The organism is Haloechinothrix sp. LS1_15, assembly GCF_033042135.1.
GTDB lineage: Bacteria > Actinomycetota > Actinomycetes > Mycobacteriales > Pseudonocardiaceae > Haloechinothrix.
On sequence record NZ_WBXM01000009.1, the window covers coordinates 136,931 to 156,685 of the forward strand.

18 protein-coding genes are annotated in these 19,755 nt (G+C 67.4%); 10 read left to right on the forward strand and 8 right to left on the reverse strand.

Translation table 11 applies throughout. The features are described from left to right. Positions 1-7: 7 nt before the first annotated feature. Positions 8-1,264 (forward strand): NADH:flavin oxidoreductase/NADH oxidase family protein, encoded by a 1,257-nt coding sequence (locus F8178_RS15075; protein ID WP_317495430.1) that lies wholly within the window; start codon positions 8-10, stop codon positions 1,262-1,264. 330 nt (positions 1,265-1,594) lie between these two features. Here F8178_RS15075 and F8178_RS15080 read toward each other — a convergent pair whose 3' ends face one another. Further along, entirely contained in the window at positions 1,595-2,815 is a 1,221-nt protein-coding gene (locus F8178_RS15080) for a M24 family metallopeptidase (RefSeq protein WP_317495431.1), read from the reverse strand. 223 nt (positions 2,816-3,038) lie between these two features. Here F8178_RS15080 and F8178_RS15085 point away from each other — a divergent pair, with 223 nt between their 5' ends. The 5 genes from F8178_RS15085 to F8178_RS15105 all read left to right on the forward strand — a co-directional run bounded on the left by F8178_RS15085 (position 3,039) and on the right by F8178_RS15105 (position 7,402). Next, positions 3,039-3,815 carry an SDR family oxidoreductase gene (locus F8178_RS15085; protein ID WP_317495432.1) on the forward strand — a complete coding sequence of 259 codons (777 nt, stop codon included), beginning with the start codon at positions 3,039-3,041 and terminating at the stop codon, positions 3,813-3,815. A 156-nt stretch (positions 3,816-3,971) separates the two neighbouring features. Further along, complete coding sequence (locus F8178_RS15090) at positions 3,972-4,859, forward strand: phosphotransferase family protein (protein WP_317495433.1); 888 nt, start codon at positions 3,972-3,974, stop codon at positions 4,857-4,859. 57 nt (positions 4,860-4,916) lie between these two features. Further along, positions 4,917-5,537: a TetR/AcrR family transcriptional regulator gene (locus tag F8178_RS15095; RefSeq protein ID WP_317495434.1), complete on the forward strand. Its 621-nt coding sequence runs from the start codon at positions 4,917-4,919 to the stop codon at positions 5,535-5,537. Between the two features lie 108 nt (positions 5,538-5,645). Next, positions 5,646-6,140, forward strand: a complete 495-nt coding sequence (locus tag F8178_RS15100) for a MarR family winged helix-turn-helix transcriptional regulator (protein WP_317495435.1) — start codon at positions 5,646-5,648, stop codon at positions 6,138-6,140. A 41-nt stretch (positions 6,141-6,181) separates the two neighbouring features. Then, positions 6,182-7,402 carry an acyl-CoA dehydrogenase family protein gene (locus F8178_RS15105; RefSeq protein ID WP_317495436.1) on the forward strand — a complete coding sequence of 407 codons (1,221 nt, stop codon included), beginning with the start codon at positions 6,182-6,184 and terminating at the stop codon, positions 7,400-7,402. A 61-nt stretch (positions 7,403-7,463) separates the two neighbouring features. On the opposite strand, the gene F8178_RS15110 is transcribed toward F8178_RS15105, so the two are convergent. Beyond that, complete coding sequence (locus tag F8178_RS15110) at positions 7,464-8,438, reverse strand: helix-turn-helix domain-containing protein (protein WP_317495437.1); 975 nt, start codon at positions 8,436-8,438, stop codon at positions 7,464-7,466. A 73-nt stretch (positions 8,439-8,511) separates the two neighbouring features. Here F8178_RS15110 and F8178_RS15115 point away from each other — a divergent pair, with 73 nt between their 5' ends. Both F8178_RS15115 and F8178_RS15120 read left to right on the forward strand, forming a co-directional pair. After that, complete coding sequence (locus tag F8178_RS15115; RefSeq protein ID WP_317495438.1) at positions 8,512-8,748, forward strand: hypothetical protein; 237 nt, start codon at positions 8,512-8,514, stop codon at positions 8,746-8,748. A gap of 496 nt (positions 8,749-9,244) precedes the next feature. After that, positions 9,245-10,903, forward strand: a complete 1,659-nt coding sequence (locus F8178_RS15120; RefSeq protein WP_317495439.1) for an acyl-CoA synthetase — start codon at positions 9,245-9,247, stop codon at positions 10,901-10,903. Positions 10,904-10,949: 46 nt separating this feature from the next. On the opposite strand, the gene F8178_RS15125 is transcribed toward F8178_RS15120, so the two are convergent. The 3 genes from F8178_RS15125 to F8178_RS15135 are packed head-to-tail and all read right to left on the reverse strand — an operon-like array spanning position 10,950 to position 13,737. Further along, positions 10,950-11,447, reverse strand: coding sequence for an NUDIX domain-containing protein (locus F8178_RS15125; protein ID WP_317495440.1), 498 nt, complete (start codon positions 11,445-11,447; stop codon positions 10,950-10,952). Positions 11,448-11,455: 8 nt separating this feature from the next. Next, positions 11,456-12,469 (reverse strand): Gfo/Idh/MocA family oxidoreductase, encoded by a 1,014-nt coding sequence (locus F8178_RS15130; RefSeq protein ID WP_317495441.1) that lies wholly within the window; start codon positions 12,467-12,469, stop codon positions 11,456-11,458. Beyond that, on the reverse strand, positions 12,466-13,737 hold the full coding sequence (locus F8178_RS15135; RefSeq protein WP_317495442.1) for an aminotransferase class III-fold pyridoxal phosphate-dependent enzyme: 1,272 nt from the start codon (positions 13,735-13,737) through the stop codon (positions 12,466-12,468). The genes F8178_RS15130 and F8178_RS15135 overlap by 4 nt, the downstream gene beginning before the upstream one ends. 372 nt (positions 13,738-14,109) lie before the next feature. Here F8178_RS15135 and hisN point away from each other — a divergent pair, with 372 nt between their 5' ends. Continuing rightward, the gene (hisN, locus tag F8178_RS15140; protein WP_317495443.1) at positions 14,110-14,904 is read left to right on the forward strand and encodes a histidinol-phosphatase; all 795 of its coding nucleotides are present in this window, start codon (positions 14,110-14,112) and stop codon (positions 14,902-14,904) included. 113 nt (positions 14,905-15,017) lie between these two features. Beyond that, positions 15,018-16,208, forward strand: a complete 1,191-nt coding sequence (locus F8178_RS15145; protein ID WP_317495444.1) for an MFS transporter — start codon at positions 15,018-15,020, stop codon at positions 16,206-16,208. Between the two features lie 100 nt (positions 16,209-16,308). Here the strand turns inward: F8178_RS15145 and F8178_RS15150 are convergent, their stop codons facing one another. From F8178_RS15150 to F8178_RS15160, 3 genes are all read right to left on the reverse strand, one after another. Continuing rightward, complete coding sequence (locus F8178_RS15150) at positions 16,309-17,103, reverse strand: O-methyltransferase (protein WP_317495445.1); 795 nt, start codon at positions 17,101-17,103, stop codon at positions 16,309-16,311. A gap of 432 nt (positions 17,104-17,535) precedes the next feature. Further along, positions 17,536-18,921 carry an MBL fold metallo-hydrolase gene (locus F8178_RS15155; RefSeq protein ID WP_317495446.1) on the reverse strand — a complete coding sequence of 462 codons (1,386 nt, stop codon included), beginning with the start codon at positions 18,919-18,921 and terminating at the stop codon, positions 17,536-17,538. Between the two features lie 14 nt (positions 18,922-18,935). Beyond that, a complete protein-coding gene (locus F8178_RS15160; RefSeq protein ID WP_317495447.1) occupies positions 18,936-19,754 on the reverse strand; it encodes a sulfite exporter TauE/SafE family protein in 819 nt (272 codons plus the stop codon). Between the last annotated feature and the right edge of the window lies 1 nt (position 19,755).

Consider the following 19,755-nt stretch of genomic DNA (forward strand, 5'->3'; position numbering starts at 1 on the left):
GCGGCCGATGACGGGACTCCATGAACCCTTACCGCTTGCCTGCGGATTGATACTGCCCAACCGGCTGATGAAGGCCGCCCTCAGCGAAGGTCTGGCCACGCACGACCACGGGCCGGACGAGAGGCTCGAACGCCTCTACGCCAGGTGGGGCGCGAGCGGGTACGGGCTCATCATCACCGGCAACGTGATGATCGATCGCCAACACCTGGGTGAACCCGGCAACGTCGTGCTCGACGACGACCGCGACCTCGACGGACTGACCCGCTGGGCGAAGAGCGCCCAGGACGGCGGATCCCCGATCTGGGTCCAGCTCAACCATCCAGGGCGGCAAGCCAACCCGCTCGCCACCGGCACGCGGCCCGTCGCACCGTCTGCCATCGCACCAGGTCTGCCGGGCGTTCCCACGCCGCGCGCGCTCAGCGAGGAGGACATCGACGACATCCTCCGGCGGTTCGCTACCGCAGCGTCCCTCGCGGAAGCCGCCGGGTTCGACGGCATCCAGATCCACGGCGCGCACGGGTACCTGGTGTCCCAGTTCCTGTCGCCACTGTCGAACCAGCGTGACGACGCGTGGGGCGGCGATCCCCAGCGCCGGATGCGGTTCGCGCTCGAGACCGTCCGGCGCATCCGGGCAGCCGTCACGCCGAGCTTCGCGGTCGGTATCAAGCTCAACTCAGCCGACTTCCAGCGCGGAGGGTTCACCGAAGCCGAATCAACCGAGGTCATTCAGCGTCTCGCCGCCGAACACGTCGACCTTATCGAGATCAGCGGCGGGAGCTACGAATCGCCCGCCATGATGGGCAGACCCGCTACCCGGTCAGCGAGCACCCGCGCGCGCGAGGCGTACTTCCTCGGCTACGCCCGCACCGCGCGGCAGGTGGCAGGCGCCGTGCCGCTGGCGGTGACCGGAGGTTTCCGGTCACACGCGGGAATGCTGCAGGCCGTCGCCTCCGGCGACTGCGACGTCGTCGGGTTAGGCCGCCCGGCCGCGGTCAACCCCGGCGCCGCGTCCGCCGTTCTCGCCAGCGACGACGGCAGACTCGCCTCCCCACGCATCTCGCTCGGACTACCATCCCGGCTGGCCGGCAACAGCACGGTGAAGGCACTGGACGGCGCGCTCGACCTGCAATGGCACACCGACCAGCTGCACCGGCTCGGGGCAGGCGCCGATCCAGCGCCAGGGCGCCCAGCCTGGCGAACGCTGTGGACGATGGTCAAACGCAACGGTCTCGACGCCTTCCGGAGCCAGCGCGGCTTCAAGTAACCGGCATCGGCCGAGGACCGGCTACGGCGGAAGTTCCGTGTGGAACGTCTGGCTGGTCGCTACCTCGCCAACCCGATCGTCCGGGGGCTGGACCGCCTCGGCATCCGCGTACCGGCGCTGACGGAGATCCGAAACGATGGGACGGACGCCGGCGGCGCCTGGCTCATCGCCGAGAACTCCGCTCGCTCAGCGCGGCCGCCTTCCGCGCACTGCGAACGACACCGATCTCGGTACGAGTCACCTTCACCGACGACCCCATCCCACCCGGCGACACCACCGGGTCAGCCTCCGAGGTGAACGTCCGGACCAGGACCCGGTCGTCGTCGCGGTTCACACCTCGATGAGCCGCGCCCTACCGTGGGTGAGCGTTCTGGCACCGGAGGGCTCCACCACGAACGTGTGGCTGAGCCCGACCCCGGTGCGGCCGAACAGCCGGAACGACGCCGGGATGTGGAACACCATCCCGGCCTCAAGGGGAGCCTGGTTGTCCGCGGCGATGTAGAACGGCGCCCCGTCCATCCAGTGTGGCTTGTGCGCCAACCCCACGGGATAACCGAACAGGTGATGAAAGATCACACCCTGCGGTAGCGGCCCGACCGCACGAGCCGCCGCCGTCGCCACCTCGGCGCAGGTCACGCCAGGGCGGGCCGCAGCAAGAACCGCGTCCACGGCGGTGCTGGCCAGCTCGGCCAGCATCCGCACGTCGGAGTCCGGCTGCTCCAGCGTGAGGGTGCGCATCACCGGGGCGTGGTAGCGGTGGTGCGCACCGGCGAACTCGAGGAACGTCGCTGCCCTGCTCAGTGGCCGCGCGACCCAGCTCGAGTGCGGGATACCTGCCCGCCGGCCGGTCGCGACCACCGGTCCCCACGCGGAAGCTGAGTTGGCGGTGGCGAACAGCGCGCTGGCGATCGCCGCCGCCACCGACGAGTCGGTGGCATCCGTGGCCGCCGCGGCGGCCACCGCCGCGTCCACGCCGTGCCGGGTCTGTGTTGCCGCGAGCTCGACGCAACGCACCTCCGCTTCGGACATCCGCAACCGGATGCGCTCGACCAGGTGGTCGGTGGCGACGACCTCGAGCCCACCACGCCGCAACAGCTCAAGAACATCCGGTGGGGTCGACGCATGTCTGGTCTCCAGCCCGACGCGCGCCCCCGCCGGCAGGGCAGTCGCCATATGCGCGGTGAACAGCTCCAGCCCGCGCAGCGCATCGGTGTATCCACAGTAGAGCACAGTGTCCGCTCGCGCGCTGGCCAATGCCCGCCCCACCTCGAGGTCGGGCACGTAGATCGACGTTTCCGATGCGGTCACCAGCAGCGGCTGCGGCGCGGTTTCTTCGCTGTGGTAGCCGCACAGGTACTCCACGCTCGACGGCCGGATGACCACCATCGCGTCCAGTTCCGCATCAACCATCGCGTTTCGGGTAGCCACCAGCCTGCGGTCGTACTCCCCATCCGCGAACGCACGATCCTGCTCCGCCAGCACCTCCGCGGCCGCTTCGCTCGCCAGCCAACCCCGTTCCGGCGCACTACCCAGCCCCACGAGCTCCGGCAAGCGCCGCTGATGATCGTCGGTTCCCGTCGTCCCGCCCTCCTTCGGCCACCAGTTCCGCACCCTACGCCGCCAGGCGCGCTCGCCGCCATCAGTCCGGCACGCCAGGTGCCACGGGTGACATCAGGCGAAACGGAGGGGCTGATGGTCAACAGGTACGACGTCGTGGCTCTCCGCGCCGGTACACCGGCGCCCCTCCCCCGTAGCATCCCTGGAACGCTCGACCATGACTCGTACTGAGCAGACGTCCACCGACAGGTTCGCCGGACGGACCGCGATCGTCACCGGTGCCAGCCGCGGCATCGGGCTCGCGATCGCCGAACGGTTGGTCGCAGGCGGCGCGAAGGTGGCAATTACCGGTCGCAAGGCCGACGCGCTGGCCACGGCAGTCGCTGAGCTCGGCGGGGCCGGCCGCGCGCTCGGCGTCGCCGGCCGCGCCGAGGACACCGACCATCAGGACGAGGTGATCGAGAAGGCTGTCGAGACCTTCGGCAGTGCCGACCTCCTGGTCAACAACACCGGCATCAACCCGGTCTACGGGCCGCTGGCGGAGCTCGACCTCGACGCCGCACGCAAGATCGTCGAGGTCAACTGCTTCTGCGCGCTGTCGTGGATCCAGAAGGTGAACAAGGCCTGGATGGTCGAACACGGTGGGTCGGTGGTCAACGTCGCCTCGGTCGGCGGCATCCGACCAGCTCCCGGCATCGGGATGTACGGCGCCAGCAAGGCGATGCTGATCCACCTGACCGAGGAGCTTGCCGTCGAGCTCGGTCCCGGCATCCGGGTGAACGCGGTTGCTCCTGCCGTCGTGAAGACCACGTTCGCGACGGCGCTCTACGACGGCCGGGAGGAGGAGGTCGCCGCAGCATACCCGCTCAAACGATTGGGGATACCCAGTGACTTCGGCGGTGCGGTGACATTCCTCCTCTCCGAGGATGCGGCCTGGATGACCGGACAGACGCTGGTCATCGACGGCGGGCTCACGCTGGCAGGCGGCACGTGATGGGCGCACGCGACACGAACGAGACACCGGGACTCGATCCGGCTCGGCTGCGCCCCTGGTTCGCCGAGGCCGCGCCGCAGGCGCGGCCTCGGCGAACTGTCGGCCACCCTGATCACCGGCGGCAGATCGAATCTGACCTACCGCCTCACCGACGGTGTGACGAGCTGGATCCTGCGCAGACCACCACTGGGTCACGTGCTCGCCACCGCACACGACATGGGACGCGAGTACCGGGTGATGTCGGCGCTGGCCGACACCGCGGTGCCCGTGCCGCGGATGATCGGTTTCTGCCACGACACGGCGGTACTCGGTAGCGAGTTCTACGTCATGGAGTCCGTCGAGGGTACTCAGTACCGGACGGCTGCAGAGCTGGAGCCGCTCGGCGCCCAGCGGGTACGGGCCATCTCCACCGCGCTGGTGGATACACTCGCCGACCTCCACGAAGTCGAACCGGCCGCCGTCGGGCTCGACGACGTCGGCCGTGCAAGGGGATTCCTCACCCGGCAGGTCACGCGATGGCGCAAGCAGCTGGACGCGTCGTACTGCCGCGATCTGCCTGCCGCCGATGAGCTGCACGCCGCGCTCGCGGCGCGAGCACCCGAGGTCGACGCAGCAGCTCGCCCTGGCATCGTCCACGGCGATTTTCGCCTGGACAACGTACTGGTCGATAACGACGACCGGCTTCGCGCCGTCCTCGACTGGGAGATGGCCACCCTGGGTGACCCGGTGACCGACCTGGCATTGATGCTGCTCTACGCCAGGCTCGCTCACCTCGTCGGCAGCGAGGTCGTCGCCGACGCCAGCAACGCCGCCGGCTTCCTGACTGAGTCCGAGATCATCGCGCGATACGACGCCCGCAGTGACCGCGACCTCAGCGACCTGGGCTTCTACCTCGGTCTCGCGGCCTTCAAACTCGCCGCGATCCTCGAAGGCATCCATTACCGTTATCTGGACGGACAGACCGTCGGCCCGGGTTTCGACCGGATCGGCGAGGCGATCCACCCGCTGCTGGATGCCGGACTCGCCGCGGTCACGGAGCCGTAAGCAGCCGGCCGCGATCACATGCTCCCGAACCCAGCATGACTGATACGATCTTGAATCATGTTCGATAACCAGCCGACGGCCCAGGAGCGCACTCGCCCGGCCGTTGTGCAGCGCCGCAGGGTCGAGCGCGTCCAGGCCATCCTCGACGCCGCCGAGGAGCTGCTCGGCGAGCAGGGCTACGAGGCCGCCACCCTCAAGGCGGTTGGTGAGCGGGCAGGCATCCCGACCGCTTCCGTCTACCACTACTTCGCACACCGGCACAAGGTTGAAGCCGAGCTCCTGCAACGCCACCTGCGTGCACTCGACGAGCGGGTCACCGCCGCGCTGGACAGCCCCACGGTGCGTACGCTGCGCGATGCCGTCGACGCGACGATCGACCCCATGCTCGCCTACTTCCGGCAGTACCCGAGCTGCGCCGAGCTGTGGTTCGCGGGTCGCCACGAGACGCTCACCGAGCTGGTGCAGGCCTTCGACGAGTCGACCGCACAACGGCTGTGGCGGCTGCTCGTCGAGCGTGAGCTGCTCCGCGCGGACACCCCGCAGTTCGCCGTGCAGCTCGCCTTCGAGGCAGGCAGCCGGCTCTTCGACGTCGCGTTCCGGCGCTCACCCGCCGGCGACGAGACCACGATGAACGAAGCGCGACGCCTGGTCACCGCCTACCTCGAGACCTACGCCTGACACGGTCCCCGGCGCCAACGCCGCCTGCTCAACGACACGCCCCAGCTCGTCATCACCTGCCCGTAGGATGCGGTTGATACGACGCGCGAACGATAAGTGGGGCGAACGATGAACCAGACATCGCTGGTACCGGGCAGCATCGCCGAGCACACCGGCTGCCTACTGATCAAGCTGGGCCAGGTGGTATTCCGCCTCGTCGAGGCTGATCTCAGCCGACTCGGCCTACGGGTACGGCACTACAGCATCCTGCAGGCCCTTGCCGATCAAGGCTCCATGACCCAGCTGGCGCTCGGTGGCTACCTGCGCATCGATCCGGCTACCATGGTCAGCTCGCTGGACGACCTGGAGCATCGCACGCTCGCCACTCGGGTGCGGGATCCCCAGGACCGGCGCCGGCACGTCGTCGAGCTCACCTCGGCAGGGCGCCGGATGCTCGCCAGGGTCAACGGTGCTCTTGAAGACCTGGACACCCGCCTGCTGCACGACCTTGCGGCCGATGAGCGCGCGGCGCTGCACCGGTCGTTGCGCGTGCTTGCCGAAGGTCCGACCCTGCCCGCAGCGCTCGATGCCGACCGGGAGACCGCACCGGGCCGTGTGACCTAGATCCTTCAAATAGTTGGTAGCACTAATGGTATCTTCAGCACATGAATGTGCCGCGTCAATCCGAGCGCCTGTACCACGACCTGCTCGCTCCCGACGAGACACAGCGGATACGAACCCGGGTACGCGCCATCGCCGACACCGTGGTCGCGCCCGAGGCCGCTCGCATCGCGGGCGGCGACGAACGCACCGACGGCTTCCCCCGGGACGTCTTCGACGCGCTGGCAACCGAGGGTGTCTTCCGTATCCCGTTCGACACGGCGGTAGGCGGCGAGGGCCTGACCCACCCGGCCAGCGCGACGGCCGCGGCCATCGAGGAACTCGCCTACCATTCCAGCAGCGTGTCCGCGGTGTTCGATGTGCACTGCATCCTGGCCGGTAACGTGCTGCGCAACGGCACCGCCGAGCAGCAGCAGCGCTGGCTGGCCCCGGTCGCCTCCGGCGAGGTGGTCGGCGCGTTCGCCACCACCGAGCCCGAGGCGTCCACCGACCTCTCGCCCCGAGCGGTGCAGACTGTGGCCACCCGCACGGGCGATGGCTGGCTGCTCAACGGCCACAAGCGCTGGATCTCCAACTCCCCCGTCGCCGGGTTCATCGTCACGCTGGCGCGCACCGGGGAGCGGCTGAGCATGTTCATCGTCGACACCAGCCTCGCAGGCGTGCGGATCGGCACGCCGGACCGCAAGATCGGCAACCGGGGACAGCTCACCGCGGACGTGTCCTTCACCGACGTACGCCTCACCGACGCCGACCTGCTCGGCGGCATCGAAGGGGAAGGTCTGCGCCACGCGCTGTCCACTCTCACCTACGGGCGCATCGGCATCGCCGCCGCCGGGGTCGGCATGGCGCAAGCCGCCTTCGACCACATTGTCGACCACCTCTCCCGCAGGCACGCGTTCGGCAGGCCGGTCGCCGCCAACCAGCACTGGCAGTTCCTGCTCGCCGACCGCGCCACCGAGATCGACAACGCCCGCACCCTCTACACCAAGGCCGCCCTCCGGCTCGATGCGGGCAACCCGTTCCCCGAACCCGAAGCCGCGATGGCCAAGGCCTACGGCACCCGCCTCTCGGTGGACATCGCCCGCGACGCCGTACAGGCATTCGGTGGACTGGGTTTCGCCCGCGAACTCGGCGCCGACGGCAGCGCCAGCCCGGTCGAGGCCCTCTACCGCGACAGCAAGATCGGCGAGATCTACGAAGGCACCAACGAGATCCAGAAATGGATCATCGCCCGCCAAATACTCGGCCGGGAGATCACCGGCTGAGACCTGCCACAGGAGGTGGCGGGTTCCGCGCACTCAGGTAGGTACGTTGCCGCCCCGCGGGTTATGTCGGGGTGGCGGTGTCGAGCACTGCCGCGAACCGCGAGCGATAGCGCCTCGGTGAGATGCCGACCTCCTGGGTGAAGGCGGTTCGGAACGTCACCGGTGACCCGTAGCCCACCTCGAACGAGATCCGGTCCACCGTGAGGTCGGTGGTCTCGAGCAGCTCCTTGGCCGCGGCGATCCGTTCCGCAGCGACCCAGCGCATGGGCGTGGTACCGACGTCCTGCTCGAACCGTCGGGCGAGGGTGCGGGGCGAGAGGTTCGCCGCTCGTGCCAGTTCGGTCAGCGTCAGCGGGCGGCGGAGGTTCTCTCGCAGCCAGGCGCGGAGGTTGTCCAACCAGGCGGCGCGGTTCTCCATCGGCTCCGCGTGTACGTACTGCGCCTGATCACCGTCGCGGTGGGCAGCGATGACGAGGTAGCGGGCCGTCGCGTTCGCGGCGCGCTCCCCGTGGTCGCGCCGGATCAGATGCAGGCATAGGTCGAGACCTGCCGCCGAGCCAGCACTGGTGAAGATGTCGCCGTCCGCCACGTAGATGGCGCGCGCGTCGAGCTCGACGTTGGGGTACATCCGCTGCAGCAGTGTGGCGTGCCGCCAGTGGGTGGTGGCCCGACGGCCGTCGAGCAGCCCGGCCTCGGCGAGCGCGAACGTTCCGGTGCACAGTGCCACCATGCGGGCACCCCGACCGGCGGCGCGCCGCAGCTCGCGGACCAGCCGTGAGCCGACCGACCGCCCTGGTGGCACCGCCGGCACGAGCACCGTCTCGCCCTCGGCCACGGCGCTCAGCGGCCGCTCCGGGGCCAGACGGGCGCCGGTGTGTGTGCGCACTCCGCGCAGGTCGCCGCACAGCGTCACGTCGTAGAGCGGGCCGTGTTCGGGGCCCCAGTCGTAGCCCAACGCCTCCAGCGGCATGCCAATCTCGAACAGGGTCATGCCGTCGATGAGCGGGATCGTGATCGTCGGACGCGGTGTGGCCATGATGGCAAAATCCTAGCACTTTACGTCGATACTGCCACTCCCGCGGGACCGATTCTCGTGTCACTCTCAAGGCATGCACTTCGACGACTTCATCGCACAACAGCTCCTGAAGGCCAACGACTCCTCGTCCTCGCAACACGTTGGCGCCCAGCGGCCCATCCGGCGTCTGCTCCGCGCCCTGTGGAGCGGCGCCCGCCAGGTCGCCCGGGGCGTCGACGCGTTCTCCAGCGTGCGGCACGGGATCGACGTGCCGCCCGATCACGGCGCCCGTCACCGACCGCCATCGTCGCCCCGCCACCTCGGATCGTGAGGAGCCAGCCGACGGTATCGACGTCGCTGTCCGGGGTGGATCAGGATCGTCTGACGGCGCAACCGACAGTCTCGACGGACACGGCCTGGACATCCAGTGTCCAGACCGGATCTACCTGAATTGCTACCAGCCGGGTGAGCGCCCAGGCCGCGGCTGCTGGCTGGCGGCCCCTACAACCGGATGCACCGCCGTAACCGAGGCCACACCGCGACCGCGGACACCGGCCACCTCGCGCTTGCCCAACGGGCGGCTCGCCACGCACTCCCGGTAGACGGAGCCGTCGCGGCCAGCTACGGGCAACTCGCCGCCACAACCCGCCAGGACGACGAAACGCGCGGTTCGCCCCAGCTCCTTACCTCCTCCATACCGCGTTATAAACAGGAGACTGGACATGTGTCCATAGTTTGGCTACGTTCGTCCTGTGACGGCTTCACGCCTCGACACCACATCCCTCGCCTCGGGCGAGACCGCGTACGCGAGAAGGTAAGGAGCTCCAGTGACTGACGCCCCCGCGACAGAGTTCAACATCGCGCTCGTCCACGAGGCGATCAGCCGCCAGCTGGCCGACCACGAGGTGCTGGTCTGGCGCGACCGCCGCCTCACCTACGGTGATGTCACCGAGCGCAGCCGCCGACTGGCCTCCTACCTGCATGCGCAGGGGCTCGGTGTGCGGGCCGAACGCGCCGAGCTCGCGGGGCACGAGTCCGGCCAGGACAACGTCGCGCTCTACCTGCACAACGGCAACGAGTACCTCGAAGGCATGCTCGGGGCGTTCAAAGCGCGCCTCGGCCCGGTCAACGTCAACTACCGCTACGTCGAGGAGGAGCTCACCTACCTACTCGGCAACGCCAACGCCCGGGCGGTGATCTACCACGCCGCGTTCGCGCCGCGGCTGGCAGCCATCCGTGACGCGTTGCCGGATCTGACGGTACTGCTGCAGGTCGACGACGGATCGGGCCATCCGCTGCTGCCCGGCGCCGTCGACTACGAAGACGCGCTCGCCTCGATGCCCGCGGAGCTCCCTCGCCGGGACCACTCCCCCGACGACCTCTACGTGCTCTACACCGGCGGCACGACCGGGATGCCCAAGGGCGTTCTCTGGCGGCAGCACGACATCTTCATGTCCACCATGGGCGGGCGGATCCCCGGTGTGTGGGAGCCGGCGACCTCCTACGACGATGTGGTGGCTCGCGCCACCGAGAACCCAGGCACCACCATGGTGATGGTGCCGCCGTTCATGCACGGCGCCGCGCAGTGGTCGACGTTCATCATGATGACCACCGGCGCCAGAATCGTGATCCCTGACGAGAACCGGCACATGGACCCCGCGGACGTGCTCCGTGCCGTGGATCGGGAACGCGCGTCCACGATCACCGTTGTGGGCAACGCCATGGTGCGCCCGCTGCTTGACGAGATCGAGACCGGCGACTACGACCTCTCCTCGCTCGCGGTCATCGGTAACGGCGGCGCACCGCTCATTCCCGCCCTCAAGGAGCGACTGCTCGAGTCCTTGCCAAACGTGTTCATCAACGACTCGGTTGGTGCTTCGGAGACCGGCGCCCAAGGCTCGCACCTCTCAGCCAAGGGCAACGTCGCGACCGGCACGTTCAGTGCGGGTCCCGGGGCCACCGTGGTCTCCGAGGATCTGTCCCGGGTGCTGGAGCCAGGCCACGACGGCATGGGCTGGCTGGCCCAGTCCGGCTGGGTACCGCTGGGCTACCTCGGCGACCCGGACAAGACAGCCCGCACGTTCCCGGTGATCGACGGGCAGCGCTACGCGGTCCCGGGCGACCGGGCGAGGCTACTGGCCGACGGCACCGTCGAGCTGATCGGCAGGGACTCGGTCACCATCAACACCGGTGGTGAGAAGGTCTTCGCCGAGGAAGTGGAAGGCGCCATCGCCACACATCCCGACGTCCGGGACGTGACGGTGTGCGGGCGGTCGAGCGAACGCTGGGGCCAAGAGGTCGTCGCCGTCGTCCAGCTCGCCACGGAGGCGGAGGCCACGGCGGAAAGCTTGGCGACCCACGCCGCCGAGCACCTCGCCCGCTACAAACTGCCGAAGACGTGGGTCTTCGTCGAGCAGATCCAGCGGTCGCCGTCCGGCAAGGCCGACTACCGGTGGGCCCGCGAGGTGGCCGAAGCAGCGGAATAGGCAGGAGTGGGCGTCCCGCCGACCGCTCTGTCCATTCTGTCCATGGTCAGCGCACGATCCTTGCGCAATCGGCTTGGAGGCACAGCCGAATCATCGCCGCATCGGGAGCGGGGACCGCGCGTTGCATCCGCCGCAATTCTTCCTCGTCCGCCCAGACGTGGTCGGTGAACTTCTCGGTCTCCAGCGTGGGTTCGCTGAGGTCACCGGTGACCTCAGCGAGTACGTCGATCTCCCGGCGGGTGACACCGTCGTCACCCGGCCAGTCGAAGGTCCCTACGATTCCGTGAATCCGGGCCAGTTCCCAGCCGGTTTCTTCGCGGATCTCGCGCGCGAGGGCCTGTTCGAGCGTCTCGTTCTCCTCGACGTGGCCGCCGACGATATCCCAACATCCCGGGAAGTGGCGTGCTCGCGGGCTCCGTCGCTGCATGTACGCCCGCCCGGCGCCATCGGTGATGACGGCGCCGACGACGTACCGCACTCCAGTGACCTTGGATTCCCTCGACAGGTCCATGAACGGCTCGGTCCCACTCGCACGTCGGTTCATTCCTGCTCCTACATGGTTCCGGAATCGGCGGTGCTCGGCGGCGTCAGGTCCTCGAGAGCGAGGTCGCACAGCATTGAGGCGGACAGCGCGTCCCGAAGCCCGGGAGTCGGTTTCCAGCTGGTGCCTGCGCAGGCTTGAAGGAACTCCTGGAGCTCGGGGCCGAAGCCGCTCCGCCCCCACCCGTGATCCAGTGGCTTATGCGCGAACAATCGAGCTCCGGAGGGGATACCGCCGTCGCGGACCAGCTCCACGCGTTCGAGCGACTGCGCGGTGTAGACGCTGCCGTCCGCAGCATGAACGGTCGCGTTAACCACGAATCGCTTGGTCTGGTTGCCGACGCGCAGTGTCGTATGCGAGCCGTTCGCGTGGTACAAGCCTACGATCGCCATGAACCGATCCGGGTCAGCACCCGGCAACTCATGCGCCACCACCCGCTCGATCGGACTGGCCACGAACCACTGCGCGAGGTCGAAGGCGTGAACCCCGTTCTGCCGGATCCACGATTCGATTGCGGTCGGCACTTTCCACTGCGGCGCCGAGGGGTGCCTGCTGAAGAACTCGATCTCCACCGAGCACGGTTGAGCACGTGCAGCAGCGCTGACCTCGTGTAACCTGCGAATGGCATCCGCGTAGCGGAAGTTGAACCCTACCTGCACACGGACGTCGGCGGACACCTCTTCGGCCGCGACGGCCACCTGGCGTAACCGCTCCGTCGACGGTCCGGCTGGTTTCTCGACGAAGCAGTGGATTCCCTTATGGACGAGTTTCTCGGCGATATCCGCGGACGGCTCCGGCGGAACCGCGACGATGGCGGCGTCGATCGAACCGAGATCCAGATCCGCCACCGAGGTGTACCGGTGCGGCGCGCCTGTCACAGCCTGCACGCGGCGAGCCTGTTCGGTGTCCGGGTCGACACAGACGACCGCGCGCGCCTCGGACTCAGCGCGGCGCAGGAACGGCAGGAGGTTCTTCCGCATCTGCTTGCCGCAGCCGATCAGTGCCAGTCGTGTCGAGTGAGTCATGCTGCCAGCCCCGTTCTTGTCAGCCACTCGGAGAATGCATCGATCGATCGTTGGGTCAGCTCGTTCCAGTCCAGCTCCCGGTGGGCCAGACACACGAACGAGGGGTGTCCCTCCAGCAGCAGCACACCGGCTCCGGTGAACGCATCCAGCAGCGCATCCCGACGCTCCCGGTCAGCGAGCAGCCATTCAGCGTAGGTCAGTTCGAACATCCCGCCACCCATCACCGGCTCGGCGGAGACCAGTGACGAGCAGCCTGCCTCCGCCGCGGCCCCGGCGATGCACGCGGCGACCCGGGTGCCGATCGCGCCCAGCTCCGCCCAACCATCGGGATACTCGGCGCGCGGCGTTTCGAGCTCGTCCAAGGTCGCGAGCGCAGCGTAGATGGCAATCATCTCCTTGGAAAAGGTGCCGCTCAGTCGTGAGCGCTCAGCGGTGGCGAGATGCTCGCGCGAGCCGACGAGTATGCTCAGCGGGGCACCGTTGGCCAGCGCCTTGCCGATGACGATCAGGTCGACATCGATACCGTGGTCAGCGGCATATCCCAGCCGTGATATCCGTCCTCCGGTCTTCGTCTCGTCGAACACGGTCAACAACCCGGCGTTGCGGGCCACTTCGACGGCCCGGCGCATCACCTCCGGTCCGCACAGTGCCGCCTGATAGGCGTCGATCACCAGGCAGCCTACTGTCGAGCGATGCTCCGCGATGAGCCCTTCCAGGGTTTCCGGGCGCAGGTCATGCCAATTGACTACGGGCTCGTCCGCGCCGACCCCACGCATATACGAGGTGTACTTGTGCTTGTATCGCAGCGGGGAAGCAAGCGGGTCATGCCACTTCAGCGAATTGGCAATCTGGGCATCATGCCAGCCGATGAACCCGCACCTGATGACACCGCGCCGCCCGGTCTCGATGGCCGCCAGCCGCAGTGCGGCGGTCACGGCCTCGGAGGCCGTCTTGAAGAACGCCCCGCGCCGCCCGGGTGTACCAGCCAGCAGCCGTTCCAGATAGTCCTCGTGGAACGAGGTGTAACCGGGCAGCATGACGCCATTGGTCAGCGAGCGGGACACGGCCTCGGTGAACGACCGCATGTCATGCCCGAGGACGACCGGCCCGTAGCCCATCACGAAGTCGATGTATGTGGATCCGTCACACGCATAGACCTTTCCGCCCTGCCCGCTACGGAAAACAATCTGCCCGCTGTCGTCCCTGAATTTCTTCGTGATCTTCGAGTGAACGGTACGTTGACTTGTCACGTCGTTCGGTGAACTCACATGTCTCCCCTTGATCGCAACACGGTTAGCGATGATCGAAAACTAGCTTGGCGAGTGGCCGAACCGCACTACGTCTGTTCACGTCGAAACCGCCGACGTGAACAAAGCCAATCCCCAGTCACGTGCAACCAATCATTCCCCAGATCTCTGGCGCGACGAGCTGTTCCCAGCTCTCGCAATGCGACCACAGTCTAAGGACCAACGACCCGCGGTGACTATAGTCCGATCGCGCGACGCGTTCCCTCCTGAACGATCACCAACGGTGACGAGGCATGGGAGTATGTGTGTCCACATTCAACGAACGCTAGCTGTGTCGCAGATCACTCGTCAGTTCGTTGGCTGCCACAAGGAGCAGTGCTACGGTCCCGTTCCGTGGGGCTTGACTACTCGCTCGATTACGACGACGTGGCATTGGCACTGGAACTCGCCGACGCAGCTGATGCGATTACCACGGCTCGCGTAGGTGCCTATAACCTCCAAGTGGACAGCAAACCGGACCGGACGCCTGTCAGCGACGCGGATATCGCGGTCGAGAACCAGATCCGAGCACTCTTGATCAGCAAACGACCGGCTGATTCGGTAGTCGGCGAAGAAAGCGGGGGGACTGTTGCTTCCGGACGCACATGGATTATTGACCCGATCGACGGAACAAAGGCATTCTTGCGCGGAATACCCGTCTGGGCGACGCTCATCGCGCTGCTCATCGACGGGCAACCGGTGGCCGGTGTAGCGAGCGCACCTTCGCTCGGTCGTCGCTGGTGGGCAGGGAAGGGTCACGGTGCCCACGTGCGGGGCATGGACGGTACGGAACGTCGGCTGGCCGTATCACATGTGGCTAAGCTGGACGATGCGATCGTGTCTACCGCACACCTGGGCACGTGGTCGCGGTTCCACAGCCGGGAGGCCTACCTCTCGCTCGTCGATGCGTGCTGGGAGGACCGCGCGTACGGCGATTTCTGGTCGCACTGCCTGGTGGCGGAGGGCTCCATCGATCTCGCCGCGGATCCGATCGTCAGTTCGTGGGACGTCGCCCCGCTGAAGATTCTCGTGGAGGAGGCAGGCGGCTGCTTCACAAGTCTGTCTGGAGTAGACACTATTGCTGGTGGGAACGCGCTGTCGTCGAACAGCGTGTTGCATGATGCGGCGCTGACGAAGCTCATTCACTGAACCGTCGCGGCGCGGCGGGCGCCGCGCTTCCCTCCGTCGCGGCAGCGAACAGTGGTCACAGCCGGCTCGCACCCCGCTGCGGATGGCCGCACCGGGGAGAGGGGGTATGGGGCATGGCGCATCCCTACCGGGATTGCTTCCGGAAGCCGTACACCAAGTATCTGATCGCGACGAACCTGTTGGGGCGCCTCCAGAACGGGATGGCCCCGCTGTCGATCGCCTTGTTCCTGCGGCACGCGCAGTATCCTTACGAACAGGTCGGACTGCTGGTCGGCTTGTTCGTGGTGGCCACCGCAGTCGGTGGTCCCCTGTTGGGGCGACTGGTGGACAGGAAGGGCCAAGCTGCCGTTCTCCTAGCTTCCGGCGTGGCGTCTCCACTCGGCTTCGTGATACTCGCTGCCGGCTGGCATTCCTTGTTCGTCGCGTGTGTAGCGGTCGTTCTTGCCGGCGCATTGACCCCTCCGCTGGAACCATGCTTGCGGAGCCTGTGGGAGCGGATTCTCGGAGAACGGCGACTGGTATCCGCCGCCTACTCCCTAGACGCCTCGTTGCAGCAGATCGTGTACGTGGCTGGTCCCTTGCTGGTGGTCGCCACAGCCGCGGCGACGTCGCCGCCGATCGTCCTGTACCTCGTGGCCGGGGTGACGTTCGTCGGCACGCTGCTGTTCGCGGGGGCGGAGCCGGTCCGTGCCTGGCGAGGCACCAGCGGAGTGAATCGGTCACTAGCCGGGCCGTTGCGCTCGGCCGCATTGCGCATGACGTTGCTGAGCCTCGGCGGTGTGGGCTTCGCGCTCGGAGTTTTCAGTCTCGCCAGCGTGATGTTCGCCGAATCGCAGTGGTCGTCGGGCACAATGTCCGGGCTGTTACTGGGGGCCCACGCGACCGGCGCGCTGATCGGCGGCCTGGTATACGGGTCGCGCACCTGGTCGACGAGATCGACCCGGCAGCTACCGGTACTGTACGCGTGCCTGGCTGCGTGCTACCTGCCGCTGGTGCTGCTGCCCGACTCTGCGCTGATGGTCGTGCTGATGGGCATCGCCGGGGTATTCCTATCCCCCGTGCTCGCCTGCGGCTTCGTGATCATCGGCGAGGTCGCCCCGGAAGGCACCGCGACCGAGGCGTTCGCCTGGGTCATCACGATCACGCTGATCGGCAACTCGTTGGGGTCGTCGACAAGCGGGATACTGCAGAGTCTCGGACTCACGGCGGTGTTCGCTCTTCCGTTCCTCGCCGCGATCGCCGGGCTCATCGCTTCCCTGTTCATCCACTCACGGCGCGACCTACCGCAGCTCCATCCGAGTTGACCCGCGGTCAGGCGCTCGTCACTGGGCGCCTTGTGCACGCGCTTCACCTAGCTCGGCGGGATGCCAGCGAAGCCTCACTCCCTACACACAGTCACCGACTTCACGCCTCGGAGCACGAGTCGCCCAGGTACACCGACTCCGTCATCACGTCCTTGAGAAGGGTCTGGTACTCCAGGTGGGTAGCGTGTTCGACCGTGCGCCACGCGCTTCCCTCCCGCTCTCGCAGGTACCGGCGGTACTCTGGCGCCCCGGGAAGCCGGATGTTGTCGGCGACCACGACGGATCCCGGGCGCAGCCAGGCCTTGTTGATCATGCGCTCCAGGTCGGGTACGTAGTCGTCCACCCCGTGGTCGAGGAACACGAAATCCAGCGCCCCCGCCGTGAAGCCGTACTCGGACTCCAACCGCGCCAGGGTCTGTCCCCCGTCACCGAGAGAGCCGACTAATGCGTGGACCCGGTGCCCCACCCCTGCATGTTGCCACACTCGACGCGCGATGGCGGCGTTGGCGGCGCTGAGCTCGACCGACACCAGGACCGCTTCCTCCGGCATCGTCCTTGCCATCCGTAGTGCGGAGTACCCGCAGTATGCCCCGACTTCCAGCAGCAACCGCGGTTTCGCGCGTTGAACGGCGGCGTCGAGGATCTCGCCCTTCTCGTCGCCGATGTTGATCAGGAAACTGCGCCGGTAGGCGAAGTCATCGATCGTCCACAGCACGTCATCGATGTCGCCGCGCCGGGCGTTGGCCTCGACATACTCGGCGAGTGCCATCTCCCGCCCGTCGCCGACCTGCCAGCTCCACGGCATCCAGCGCAAGCCCAGCACGGAACGCAGGAACGACCACCGCAGAAACGGCAGCCGCCTGCCGCCAACTTCGGCCAGGCGTCGCACATCCACAACAACCACCCTAACCGCGCCGAGGTCCTGTACTCCAACCTCGATATCAGCCGGCTCCTCCATCCAATCCAGCGGAACTCGCGCTGTTCGAACTCGAGTGACGAGAGCCGAGCCAAGATCGATACCGGTCAGCGGCCCGGGTCGCGACCACAACGGGACAAGCGGCGCCACGACCGATTCGCCGAACGCTACCGGCGATACGGTGTGGTCGAGCCCGACGACGGAGTCGTAGGTCGACACCACCCAACGTCGTGGTTCGAGTCGCTACTCGCGCCCTGCCGCACGGCAGCCACCCCAGACATCCCAGCGGTCACGACGAACACACATGCCGCCCAAAAAGTACATATCCTGCCTGTCGAACCTCACGAAGGCGGTGCGCGACCGCAGATCGATTGCCCGTGCGCCCTGGTCCCGTGGCGGGCGGGCCCTCCCCTATCCGCCACAGGCCGGGTCGTGTGCCTGCTGGTAGGCGCTGTACCCGCCGAGCAGGTCGGAGACGCCGGTCCAGCCGTTCGCCCGCAGCAGGCTGGCTGCCACGCTGGAGCGGTAGCCGCCAGCGCAGTGGACGATCAGCGGACGCTCGCTCGGTACATCGCCGAGCCGGTCCGGCAGCTGGCCAAGAGGGATGTGCACCGAACCGGCGATGCTTCCGTTGGCACGCTCCCCGGGGTTACGGACATCCAGGATATCCGCGCCGCCTGCATGGACGATGTCGGGGAGCTGGTCCGCGGTCACCCGGCTCGACCGCTCGACCTCGCCGGTTGCCCCGCGGAGGACCGCCTGCGGGTCATCGAGGAAACCTTCCACCTTGTCGAGGCCGACCCGCGCTAGCCGGATCGCGGTCTGCTCACCCTGACCCGCCGGAGCGAGCACCACCACAGGTGCCGCAGGCGACAGCACGGTCCCGGCCGTCTCGGCGAACCGACCGTCGGCCGGGATGTTCAGCGCTCCACGGAGGTGTCCTGCGGCGAACTCCTGCGGATCGCGGGCGTCGACGACCGTCGCACCGTCCACACGCGCCTTCAGAAAGGCGGCCGGATCGAGCTCCCGGGCAACGTGGTCGGTGTCGAGCAGCGGGCGTTGCCTACGGTTCAGGTCGGCGTCGTAGGAGAAGTAGGCAGGTGCCACGCTTTGGTCTGCGGTGACCAGGTCGACGAAGCGCTCGCGTTCCATCGGCTGGCACGCGTAGTTCGTCGCACGCTGGACCGCGATGGTCGACTGCCGTTCGGTGGAGATGTTCTTGCCGCAGGCCGAGCCCGCACCGTGTGCGGGAAACACCCGGGTGGCGTCGGGGAGCCGCATCAGCTTGTTGTGTACCGAGTCGTACAGCATTCTGGCGAGCTCGTCTGATGTGTACCCTACGGAGGCCAGTAGGTCCGGGCGACCCACATCACCGATGAACAGCGTGTCCCCGGTCAGTACACCGTATGGGACGTCGTGCTCGGGATGTTCGTAGACTACTACGCTGACCGACTCCGGCGTGTGTCCTGGTGTTTCGAGGATCTCCAGGGTGACATCACCCAGGGTGATCCGCTCCCCATCGGTCAGTTCGCGTATCGGGTACTCGGTATCGGCCCGGTTCCCGTACCCGATCCACGCTCCCGTGCGTTCGGCCAGCTCCAGATGGCCTGCGATGAAGTCGGCGTGGAAATGAGTGTTGATGACACCTTCGATCTGCAATCCCTGTGATTCGGCGTCTGAGACGTACTCGGCCACATCCCGGCGAGGATCGACGATCACCGCCTTACGTGTGGTCTCGTCGGCGACGAGGTACGACGCCTGTGACAGGCAGTCCAGGTAGTACTGAGTGAACAGCATGGTGTCCGCTCCTCTCATCGGTAGTTGAGTCCGATTGCCACGGTTGACGCCGCGCTCAGCAGCTCGGGCTTCAGCAGCGCCGCTGCCACGGATCCCGCGGCGACAAGCAACACGAGCACTGCGAATCCTTTACGGAGGGGAACTTCGGGTAGGCGGGAGGCGTGCCTACCGGTCAGCAACGCCACCGCGATGGCCGAGGCGGCGAAGACCGCGGTCACGAACCAGTTCATATCCACCGACGCGCCGAGATGGGCAGTCAGCCCGGCGACGGCGTTGACCACAATGATGACCAGTGAGGTGGCCACCGCTTCGGCAGCAGGCAGGCCAAGCAGCAACGCCAACGCCGGGACGATGACGAACCCACCGCCGACTCCGAACATCCCCGTCAGGAACCCGACCAGCGCACCGGTGCCGATCGCCTTGGGCAGGCAGCTGCGCCAGTTCACCCCTCCGTCCCCGGTCCGGCACGCTCCCGAACATTCCTGACGAGTTCGCAGCATCCGCACGGCGACGATCACCATCAGGACGGCGAAGCCCGTCATCACGATCGGCTCCGGTACCGCACGGCCCGCCGCGGCCCCGGCGAAGGCCGCCGGGAACCCGGCTCCGGCGAACACCAAAGCGACCGGCCAGCGAATCACCTTCTTGCCTCTCCTGGCGACCAGCGCGGCCAGGGCCGCGAGCCCGACCACCACGAGCGCTACCGGGATGGCATCGTGCACGGGCATGCCCGCGCCGTAGACGAGGACGGGCACGGCGAGGATCGACCCGCCTGCGCCGAGCAGGCCGATAGCCAGCCCGATCAGCACGCCCAGAGGTATCGCCAGGAACATC